This window comes from Saccharomonospora iraqiensis subsp. paurometabolica YIM 90007, assembly GCF_000231035.2.
Classification (GTDB): Bacteria; Actinomycetota; Actinomycetes; order Mycobacteriales; family Pseudonocardiaceae; genus Saccharomonospora; species Saccharomonospora paurometabolica.
In genome coordinates this window covers 157,871-167,256 of sequence record NZ_KI912247.1, presented here as the reverse complement: position 1 = coordinate 167,256, position 9,386 = coordinate 157,871, and the positions used below count along the sequence as shown (strand labels likewise).

Genomic DNA, 9,386 nt, shown 5'->3' with positions numbered 1-9,386 from the left:
AGCGCAGCGCTCCCGGCCGGAGCGAGACCGGGCGGAGCGAGACCGGCCGCTGACCGGTCGGGAAGGTCGGCGGACCCGTCCGTGCCCGCGTGACCGTCGCGGTCACCGCACGGCTGTGGTGGGCCGCGCCCGGCGCGGGAGTTCCGGGGCACCGTGCACACCGACCACCCGCAACGGGCGCACGGTGCGCTCGTCCAGCGGCGCCAGCAGCAGAGTGAACCGCCGGACGATCCGTGCCGTCAGCACGGCCAGCAGCACCGCCGACACGTCGGTCAGCGCGGTGAACAGCACGGCGTCCGCCTGGGCCTGCACGCCGTCGCGTGCCCGCCAGGCCACGGTGAGCACCAGCAACGCCGCGTTCAGCACCCACGCCGCCCACCAGCCCAGCACCAGGCGGGACGGGCGGGGACGCCGGTGGGCGGGCTGTCGGGTGGCGGCGTGTTCGAGTTCGGCGAGGATCGACCCGGCCAGCACCAGGTTCACCCCCGGCACGAGGATCCCGACCGCCACCTGCCACGCGGGACGGGGCGGCTGCTGTCCCGCCTCCTCCGCGGCCGCGGTCCGGGCGACGAAGAGCCACCACAGTGTCACCGCGATCGCGAACACCGTCGCCACGAAGGTCAGCAGGGAGAAGGTCAGCACGAGCGCGTCGGACACGCCCACCGTCGCCGGGCTCAGCGCCGTGTTCCGGCTGAGCACGAGCAGCGCGTAGCGCCAGGCCTCCGCACCGCCCGCGACCGCGGCCAGTCCGGCCAGTGTCCACAGCACGGCGACCACGTTCCGCGCGATCAGCAGGAGTCGCTGCGCGGCCACCGGCGTCGCGGTCGGGGTGCCGGGGATCGCCGTCGGCCGTCGCCAGGCCAACGGTGGGAACCCCCAACGCGGCGGGGCGGGGTAGAACGGTGGGCCGGTGTAGCGGCGCCGCCCCGACGCGGCCCCGGGGGCGTGCCGGTGTTGTCCGGACGGCCGCGTGTGCCCGGTCGCATCCGGCGGTGGCGTGGCGATCCAGCGTGTCCGGTGTCCCGGACCGGACACGCCCGGCCCGCCCTCTGCTGCCTGCTGCATACCCGCTCCGACCGGCCTCAGATCACCTCGGGGGGCGCGTCCGCACGGTCGGTGACCATCGGGCGGCCGTGCCCCTGCCACGCCTTCATGCCGCCCTCGACGTTGACCGCGTCGACCACGCCCGCGGCGTTCAACCAGGCCGCGGCGCGGGCGGACCGGCCACCGCTGCGGCAGATGACGTGGACCGGCCGGTCGTCCGGCAGGTCGGCGAGTTCACCGGTGCGTGACGGAAGCTCCCCCAGCGGCACGTGCAGCGCCTCCGGGGCGTGTCCCGCGGCCCACTCGTCCGGCTCGCGCACGTCGAGCAGCACGAGCCCCTCGGACGGGAGCTCGGGGACCGAGGCCGAGGGTAGGTCATCGGAATCTGTCGTCACGGCTTCATTTTCGCACGCGTGCCCGTCCACCGCCGGTGCCGCCGTGTCCGGGGACACCTCGGCCTACCGACGGTGTTTGCCGCTGTAGAGCCGGGCGCGTTCGTCCTCACGGCCGGGGTGCAGCGCCTGCCGGTCACGGGTGAAGCCCAGCCGGTCCGGGGCGTGCATCCGCAGCATCACCGTGTCCACGTCCTCGGGAACGCGCTTCCCGGTCAGCAGGCTGATCACGATGGTGGTGGCGAAGGCCGCGGGCACCGTGAACAACGCGGGCTGGGTGACGAACCACGGTGCCCACCCGCCGTCGAACCGGCTGACGACGTTGAGCACGATCGCCAGCAGCACCAGCGAACCACCGACCACCATCCCCGCGGTCGCGCCGATCCAGGTGAGGCCGCGCCACCAGATCCCCAGCACGAGCAGCGGACAGAACGTGGACGCGGCGAGGGCGAAGGACAGCCCCACGCTGAGCGAAAGGTCCTCGATCGGCAGCAGGACCGCCCCCGTGGCGGCCGTTCCCGCCACGACGACCGCGGCGAACCGGAAGTCCCGCACCCGCGCCCAGAGCAGGTCCGTGGAGATCACCGAGGCCACGCTGACCAGCAACCCGGACGAGGTGGACAGGAAGGCGGCGAACGCCCCCGCGGCGAGCACCGCGACCGTGACCGCACCGGCCACGCCGGGCAGCATCGCCGTCGGCAGTTCCAGCACGGCCGCGTCGGTGTTCCCGGTCAACAGCAGCCGCGGCACGTACAGCCGGGACAACGCCCCCAGCAGCACGGGGAACAGGTAGAACAACCCGAGCAGCAGCAGCACCTGCAACGTCGTGCGGCGCGCGGATCGCCCGTCCGGGTTCGTGTAGAAGCGGGCGAGCACGTGCGGCAGCCCCATCGTGCCCGCGAACGTCGCCACCAGCAGCGAGTACGTCCACCACAGGCTGTCGGTGTCCCCGGTGGGGCGCAGCCAGGAGGCGTTCTCCAGCGCGGCGTCGCCGACCACCGGGACGGACGACCCGGCCGGGAACAGCAGCTCGCTGCCCGCCGCGACGGGATAGTCGGTGCCGGGCAGCCACAGCTCCGCACCCGAGGGCCGCTCGGACGGGATGTGCACCACCGTCGGCTCGCCGACCCGCAGCACGACGTCGGACTCCACCGACACCGTGGTCTCCTCGGTGAACTCCGGCGGTGCGGGCTCGCCGAGCGGGCCCGCCGTGTCGGCACCCCCGCCGGCGAGGAACACCGCGCACAGCACGAACGCGGGAACGGCGAGCGCGAACAGCTTCACCCAGTACTGGAACGCCTGCACCAGCGTGACCACGCGCATCCCACCGGCCACGATGTTCAGCGTCACGATCCCTACGACGACCAGCGAGCCCATCCACGGCTCGGCCTGCGGCACGACGGTGCGCACCGCGAACCCGGCCGCCTGCAGCTGCGGGAACAGGTAGACGAGCGCGATGACCGCGACCACGGTGGTGGAGACCCGGCGCAGGGCGGCCGAGCCGAGCCGGGCCTCCATGAAGTCCGGCAGGGTGTAGGCACCGGAGCGGCGCAGCGGGGCCGCGACGAAGATCATCACGGTGAGGAAGCCCGCGGTGAACCCGATCGGGTACCACAGCGCGTCGGCGCCGTCCTTCATCACCAGCCCCGCGACCCCCAGGAAGGAGGCCGCCGACAGGTACTCGCCGGAGACCGCGGCGGCATTGCGCCGCGAGCGCACGGTGCGGCGGGCGAGCAGGAAGTCGTCGGTGGTGCTCGCGTACCGGGACGTGCGGCTGCCGAGGTAGTAGGTCACCCCCAGAACCAGGCCCACGGCGCCGACCGCCCACGGGTTCAGCTCCACCACTGCCCCCCGCTACGCCTCGTCGCCCGCACGGGCACTCAGTTCTCGATCATGGCGACGAAGTCCCGCTCGTGCCGTTCCGCGAGGCGGTTGTACCACAACCCGACCGCGAACAGCAGTGGGAACGGCGCGACGGCGAGCAGCACCCAGGACACGGGCAGCCCGATCACCCGGACCGTGGCCAGGGTGGGCAGGAAGTGGAAGGCGGCCGGCAGCGCACCGAGCAGCACCACCACCAGGCCGAGCAACAGCGCCCCCGCCCGCAGCTGCACCTTCACCAGGTCCCGGACGAGCAGTCTGCCCCAACTGGTCTGTTCGGCGAGCTCCACCTTGGCCCGCATCGAGTAGCTCGACACCCGTTTCGGCTTGGCGAGCACGACCCGCTGCCTGCGGGGCCGGGCGGCCCCGTCCGACCCGGACGCCGGGTCCGGCGCCGGGGACAACGTGACCGCGGGACGCTCGGGCTCCGGTTGCGGCCTCCGGCCGAGCGTGGGGTCCGGCTCCCGGATGCCGCCGACCCTGCGGTAGATGTCCTCGTCGGTCATTCCCCGCTACCCCGCGCGCGAGGAACCGACCAGCCTGTCCTTCAGCTCCCGGGTGTGCCGCCTGCTGACCGGCAGGACCTTCTCCTCGTCGCCGAGCACGACCTGGTAGCCGCCCTGTCCCATCCGCAGTTCCGTGATCAGCGAGAGGGACACGAGGAACGAGCGGTGGATCCGCACGAACCCCGCGTTCTCCCAGTTCTTCTCCAGCTGGGAGAGCGGGATGCGCACCAGGTGGCTGCCCTCGGTCGTGTAGAGCCGGGCGTAGTCGCCCTGGGCCTCCACCCAGCGCACCGCCGACCGCGGGATCAGTTTGGTGGTCCCCGCCAGTTCGACCGGAATCACCTCGTCGTCCCCGCGGACCTGCGGTTCCGCGCCCGGGGCGGCCGCGGCGGCCGTGGCGGCCGCGGTGGGCGCGGCGTCGAGTTTCTCCACCACCCGCGCCACGGCCTTGTCGATGCGCTCCTGCCGCGCGGGCTTGAGGACGTAGTCCACCGCGCCCAGGTCGAACGCCTCGACGGCCTCGGTGGGGTGGCCGGTGACGAACACCAGCACCGGAGCGGGATTCAACGAGGCGAACACGCGCGACATCTCCATCCCGGACAGCCCGGGCATGTTGATGTCGGCGAACACCGCGTCGACCGGCGGCAACCCGCGCCGCTTGCGCATGTCGATCTCGTGGTCGGTGTTGCCGAGGTACCGCAGCGCCTCCGAGGCGTCCACGGCGGGGATCACCCTGCCGACGTGCGGGTTCGCGTCGAGACAGTGGCGCAGCTGGTCGAGCCCGGGCAGCTCGTCGTCGACAGCGAGGACGAGCAGTTCAGGGGTCTCTCGATGAGCACTCACAGTGACACGCATCCTGCCGTCTGCCGGGTCCGATGTCCACTACGCGCCCGGGCGAATCATCACGTGACGCCCGTTCGCCACAGAGTAACCACCCAAGCGTAACGAGTGCAGCGTGACCGCCGGAACCAGCCACCGTACCGGTGAACGCGAACACCCGGCGTGACCTCGATGACCACGGTCGGCGACGAGCACCGCCCGCGCGGTCAGAGCCCGAACCGCGACCACTGCGCCCGGTGCTGCACCGCGTCGAGCAGCGCCGAGGCCGGTGCGCCGACCCCCAGCCGCGCGAGCAGCGGCTTCCTCGGTTCCGCCACGGTGATCTCCGCGTCCGGGTAGCGCCGGGTGAGCACGTCCCGGTAGTTGCCGAGGCCGTCGACGAGGCCGAGCTCGGCGGCACGGGAGCCGAGCCAGACGTCCCCGGTGAACAGGTCGTCGGTCCCGGCGAGCCGGGCGCCGCGGCGCTGCTTCACCCAGTCGACGAACATGTCGTGCAGCTGGGTGTGCAGCGAGCGCAACCACTCCACGTCCTCCTCCTTCTCCGGGGAGAAGGGGTCGAGGCGGGACTTGTTCTCCCCCGCCGTGTAGAGCCTGCGTTCGATCCCGAAGCGGTCGAGCAGCCCGGTGAACCCGAACGATCCCGTGATCACCCCGATCGAGCCGACCATGGACGTGCGGTGCGCGTAGATCTCGTCGGCGGCGCAGGCGAGCCAGTAGCCGCCGGAGGCGGCGACGTCCTCGGCGAAGGCGAACACCGGCACGTTCTTCTCGTCGGCGAGCTGCCGGATACGTTCGGCGATCAGCCCCGACTGCGTCGGCGCACCACCGGGTGAGTTGATCCGGAGCGCGACCGCCTTGAGCCGGTCGTGGTCGAACGCCCTGGTCAGAGCCGATTCGACGGAGGAGAGGTTGAGGACCCCACGGGCCAAGGGGGACGCCTGCGGGTTGATGACCCCGTGCAGCTTGACGACGGCGACGACGTCCTTGCGCTCGACGCGCTCACCGAGCTTGGGAATGCGGCTGACCAACGTGTCCGTGCGGCTCATGCCGTCCACCCTACTGAGTGGTTCCGGCGTGCCCGCCCGTTCCCGGCGGGACCGGTCAGGAGCCGACGGGCGCGGAGGTGCGGGCCGGCGGCAGGTTGCGCCTGCTCCGGGTGGTGGAGGAGGTCGGGTCCGGGTACTTGGGCATGTCCGGGTGCACGTGCCGGACGAACTTCGGCACGCGCATGGTCACCTTCATCCCCGCGCCGACGGCCGTCTCCACCATCAGCGAGTAGCGCTGGTCGTAGACCTGGTGCATCCGCCGGTTGATGGCGCTCAGTCCGATGTGCGCACTGCCCGACGAGTCCCGCATGTTCTCCAGCAGGGCGGGGTCCATCCCGACCCCGTCGTCCTCCACGCTGATCTCCGCCTCGGGGCCGCGATCGTGCGCGGTCACCGTGACGGTCCCGCCCCCCGGCTTGCCCGAGATGCCGTGCTTGACCGCGTTCTCCACCAACGGCTGGATCAGCAGGAACGGCAGGACCACCGACTGCACCTCGGGCGCGATCTTGAGCCGCACGTTGAGCCGGGCGCCGTACCGGGCGCCCTCGATCGTGAGGTAGCGGTCGATGTTGCGCAGCTCCTCGGACAGGGTCGTGAACGTGCCCTCCGCCCGGAAGCAGTAGCGGGTGAAGTCGGCGAAGTCCTGCAGCAGTTCGCGGGCCTCCTCGGGGTCGGTCCGGATCAGCGACGAGATCGTGTTCAGCGCGTTGTAGACGAAGTGCGGCGAGATCTGCGCCCGCAGCGCCTTGATCTCCGCCTGCTGGAGCTGGTGCTTGGTCTCCTCCAGCTTGGCCGCGTGCAGCTGGGTGCTGATGAACCGGTTCACCGTGTCGGCCATCTGCACGATCCGCTTGCCCTTGGTCCGGCCGAGCACGAGCAGCACGGCCTCGACCTCGTCCTCGACGATGATCGGCATCAGCACGGCCGTGCGCATCCGGCAGTTCCCCCGGTGGTCGCAGGGCAATTTGTCGTGCGAGACGACCTCGCGGCTCTTCCGGCGGATCGCCGAGCCGACCGGCCCCACCAGGTCGACGTAGTGGTCGTTGGCCTCGCCGTCCCAGGACAGCAGCGTCCCCTCCCGGTCGGAGATCCCGACCGCGACGCACTTGAGCAACCGGAGCAGCCGGGTCACCAGCTTGTCCGTCGCCTCCTGCACGAGGCCGTCCCGCAGGTCGACCTGGGCCTTGGACATCACCCAGACCGCTTCGAGCACGGCCTCGTCGACGGCGTGGCTGGGCTTCCGCCGCCGGACGAGGACGACGAGGATGGTGACCAGCGCGACGAGGCAGGCCCCGGCGGAGAACGCCACGACGGACTGCGTGGTCAACAAACCTGACACAGCGTCCATGCTCTGCGCTCCCACAGTGACATGCAAGACGTGACCGGATCACCCCCGAACCCCACCCCACCACCCGCCGCCACCCTCAGCTACCCACCGTCACCACCAGCCCCCGTCCGAGGGATGAACCGTGAAGGGCACCTTCCCTGCCGCACGTGCAGCGAGGGGCACATTCACTGCGTGAGACGCAGGGAAAGTGCCCTTCGCGGCAACACCCCGGGTGACTACTTGACGAGGCGGGAGAGGCGGCGGTCGGCGAGGGGTTTGCCGCCGGTCTGGCAGGTGGGGCAGTACTGGAGGGCGCGTTCGGCGAAGGAGACCTCGCGGACGGTGTCCCCGCACACCGGGCAGGGCAGCCCGGTGCGGCCGTGAACCCGCAGGCCCGAGCGCTTCTCCCCCTTGAGCCGGGCGGCCTCCTGCCCGACGGACCGCTCGACCGCCGAGGTGAGCACCTCGCGCATCGCCTCGCTCAGCCGTTCGACGGACACCTCGTCGAGCCGACCCGCCGTCGCGTACGGCGACAACCGTGCGGTGTGCAGGATCTCGTCGGAGTAGGCATTGCCGACGCCCGCGAGCACGGACTGATCGGTCAGCACCGTCTTCAGCCGCGCCGTCCGCCCCTGCAGCAGCCGGGCGAGCCCGGCGGTGTCCAGGTCGAGCGCGTCCGGACCCAGGCGCGCGACCGAATCGATCTCGCCGGGGTCGTGCACGATCCACACGGCGAGGCCCTTCTTCGTCCCGGCCTCGGTGAGGTCGAAGCCGGGTGCCCGCTGCTGTCCGGGATCGGACAGCCGGACCCGCAGCGCCACGGGCCCCTTCCCCGGCCTCGGGGGCGCCGCGGACAGCGAATCCGACCAGCGCAGCCACCCCGCCCGCGCGAGATGGACGACCAGATGCAGGTCACCGAGTACGACGTCGAGGTGCTTGCCGTACCGGGCCGCCCCGGTGACCTCCCGGCCGTGCAGGTCGGCGGGCCCGGGGCGGACGGTCTTGAGCACCGTCAACGAGGCCACCTCCACCCGGGTCACCACACGGCCGACCGCGTGCGTACGCAGGTGGTACGCGAGCGCTTCGACCTCGGGCAACTCGGGCATGGCTCACTCGACAGGTTGTAAGGGTCCGTCGAAGTCCGGAAGATCGTGCTTCTGGATCGACTTGGCGATGCGGTGCACCTCGCCCCGCACCTTCAGTATGCCCACGACCGTGCCGACCCACCGCTCGGACGGACGCTCGCCGGTGACGTCGCCCTCCGTCTCGGCGACCACGGTCCACGGCCTGCGCAACGTCCACCGCAACGGGAAGAACAGCGCCACCAGCAGCAGCGCCAACGGCACCCAGGCCGGCACCACGACGTCCTCGGGCATCCACACGACCAGCACGAGCCCGAGCAGCACCGCGACGGCGCCCATCGCGATCCCCGGGGTGTAGTTGGCCGCCACATCGTGCTCGAAGTCCTCCGCGGTGGCGGGCCGTCGCCATTCCAGCTGGGCCCGGATCACCCAGTCCCGGCCGTCGGACCCTCGGACAAGCCGGTTCATGCACCATCCTCCGCTGCGCTGCTCCGCACTGGTTGTGCACGAAACGTTACCCCGAGCGTGAGCCGACCGTGAAGTCCACACCGCCGCTGATCGACTTCACGGCCTTCCCCGGTGATCTTCCACCCGTACGGGTGAAGATCAGCGCAGACCGCTCCCCGCGTCGGACCACGGCCCGCCACGCCCGGGACGGCCTCCGCGGTCGTGCGGGCGCTCCGGACCACGCTCGCCGGGAGCCGCACCGGAGGGCGGGCCCTCGCCACCACGACCCGGCTCACCACGACCCGGCTCACCACGACCGGGGCCGTCGTCCCCCAGGCCGGGGCCGACCCCGTCCGGAGGGTCACCCCGCCCGTCACCGGCGTCCCCGGTGGGGAGGTCATCCGGGGGTCCCGGAGCCTCGTCCCCGTCGGGTGAGCCGGGTGCCTCGCCCGGGAGGTCGCCGGCGGGCGCGTCCGCGTCCGGCGCGTCGACGGGTGGTCCGGGGGCGCCCCCCGGGGCGGTGGAGGTCGGCGGGGGAAGGGTGTAGTCGGTCGGTCCCCCTCCCACGGCCGGGGTGGACGGGGCCCCTGCGGCCGACGCCGTGTCGTGCCCGTCGCGTGTCCCGGAGCCGTCGCGCCCGTCGCGCGACGAGCGCGCGAGGACGGCTCCCGGCCAGGAGGAACCGGCGAAGTCGGCCTCGGCCCCGCCCGGCTCCTCGGTCGACCGGGTCAGGGCGTACTCGTGCGCGGGTGCCCCGTCGTCGGAGCCCCCGGAGCCGGCGATGCCGTCCAGCACCGGAGCGCTGACCACCGTCACGGCCG

Annotated in this window: 9 protein-coding genes and 1 pseudogene; all 10 read right to left on the bottom strand. The window is 72.2% G+C overall.

Annotated features, from left to right (window positions below):
* Window positions 1-102: 102 nt before the first annotated feature.
* Window positions 103-1,065, bottom strand: coding sequence for a DUF4328 domain-containing protein (locus SACPADRAFT_RS0215045; RefSeq protein WP_007025245.1), 963 nt, complete (start codon window positions 1,063-1,065; stop codon window positions 103-105).
* A gap of 17 nt (window positions 1,066-1,082) precedes the next feature.
* The gene (locus SACPADRAFT_RS0215040) at window positions 1,083-1,439 is read right to left on the bottom strand and encodes a rhodanese-like domain-containing protein (RefSeq protein ID WP_028662483.1); all 357 of its coding nucleotides are present in this window, start codon (window positions 1,437-1,439) and stop codon (window positions 1,083-1,085) included.
* A gap of 63 nt (window positions 1,440-1,502) precedes the next feature.
* The gene (locus SACPADRAFT_RS0215035) at window positions 1,503-3,278 is read right to left on the bottom strand and encodes a sodium/solute symporter (protein ID WP_007025243.1); all 1,776 of its coding nucleotides are present in this window, start codon (window positions 3,276-3,278) and stop codon (window positions 1,503-1,505) included.
* 38 nt (window positions 3,279-3,316) lie between these two features.
* Window positions 3,317-3,823, bottom strand: coding sequence for a hypothetical protein (locus SACPADRAFT_RS0215030; protein ID WP_007025242.1), 507 nt, complete (start codon window positions 3,821-3,823; stop codon window positions 3,317-3,319).
* Window positions 3,824-3,829: 6 nt separating this feature from the next.
* Window positions 3,830-4,678: a LytR/AlgR family response regulator transcription factor gene (locus SACPADRAFT_RS0215025; RefSeq protein WP_007025241.1), complete on the bottom strand. Its 849-nt coding sequence runs from the start codon at window positions 4,676-4,678 to the stop codon at window positions 3,830-3,832.
* A 191-nt stretch (window positions 4,679-4,869) separates the two neighbouring features.
* A complete protein-coding gene (locus SACPADRAFT_RS0215020; protein WP_007025240.1) occupies window positions 4,870-5,709 on the bottom strand; it encodes a S49 family peptidase in 840 nt (279 codons plus the stop codon).
* 55 nt (window positions 5,710-5,764) lie between these two features.
* Window positions 5,765-7,057, bottom strand: coding sequence for a sensor histidine kinase (locus SACPADRAFT_RS0215015; RefSeq protein WP_007025239.1), 1,293 nt, complete (start codon window positions 7,055-7,057; stop codon window positions 5,765-5,767).
* A 215-nt stretch (window positions 7,058-7,272) separates the two neighbouring features.
* The gene (locus SACPADRAFT_RS0215010) at window positions 7,273-8,142 is read right to left on the bottom strand and encodes an Fpg/Nei family DNA glycosylase (RefSeq protein WP_007025238.1); all 870 of its coding nucleotides are present in this window, start codon (window positions 8,140-8,142) and stop codon (window positions 7,273-7,275) included.
* 3 nt (window positions 8,143-8,145) lie between these two features.
* Window positions 8,146-8,586, bottom strand: a complete 441-nt coding sequence (locus SACPADRAFT_RS0215005; protein WP_007025237.1) for a hypothetical protein — start codon at window positions 8,584-8,586, stop codon at window positions 8,146-8,148.
* Between the two features lie 138 nt (window positions 8,587-8,724).
* A pseudogene (locus SACPADRAFT_RS34020) lies at window positions 8,725-9,386 on the bottom strand (hypothetical protein); the annotation flags it as partial.

Excerpts from the sequence above, each read along its gene's own strand:
- SACPADRAFT_RS0215020 (WP_007025240.1), bottom strand. The coding sequence starts at position 5,709 with ATGAGCCGCACGGACACGTTGGTCAGCCGCATTCCCAAGCTCGGTGAG.
- SACPADRAFT_RS0215030 (WP_007025242.1), bottom strand. The coding sequence starts at position 3,823 with ATGACCGACGAGGACATCTACCGCAGGGTCGGCGGCATCCGGGAGCCG.
- SACPADRAFT_RS0215045 (WP_007025245.1), bottom strand. The coding sequence starts at position 1,065 with ATGCAGCAGGCAGCAGAGGGCGGGCCGGGCGTGTCCGGTCCGGGACAC.
- SACPADRAFT_RS0215025 (WP_007025241.1), bottom strand. The coding sequence starts at position 4,678 with ATGCGTGTCACTGTGAGTGCTCATCGAGAGACCCCTGAACTGCTCGTC.
- SACPADRAFT_RS0215010 (WP_007025238.1), bottom strand. The coding sequence starts at position 8,142 with ATGCCCGAGTTGCCCGAGGTCGAAGCGCTCGCGTACCACCTGCGTACG.
- SACPADRAFT_RS0215005 (WP_007025237.1), bottom strand. The coding sequence starts at position 8,586 with ATGAACCGGCTTGTCCGAGGGTCCGACGGCCGGGACTGGGTGATCCGG.
- SACPADRAFT_RS0215015 (WP_007025239.1), bottom strand. The coding sequence starts at position 7,057 with ATGGACGCTGTGTCAGGTTTGTTGACCACGCAGTCCGTCGTGGCGTTC.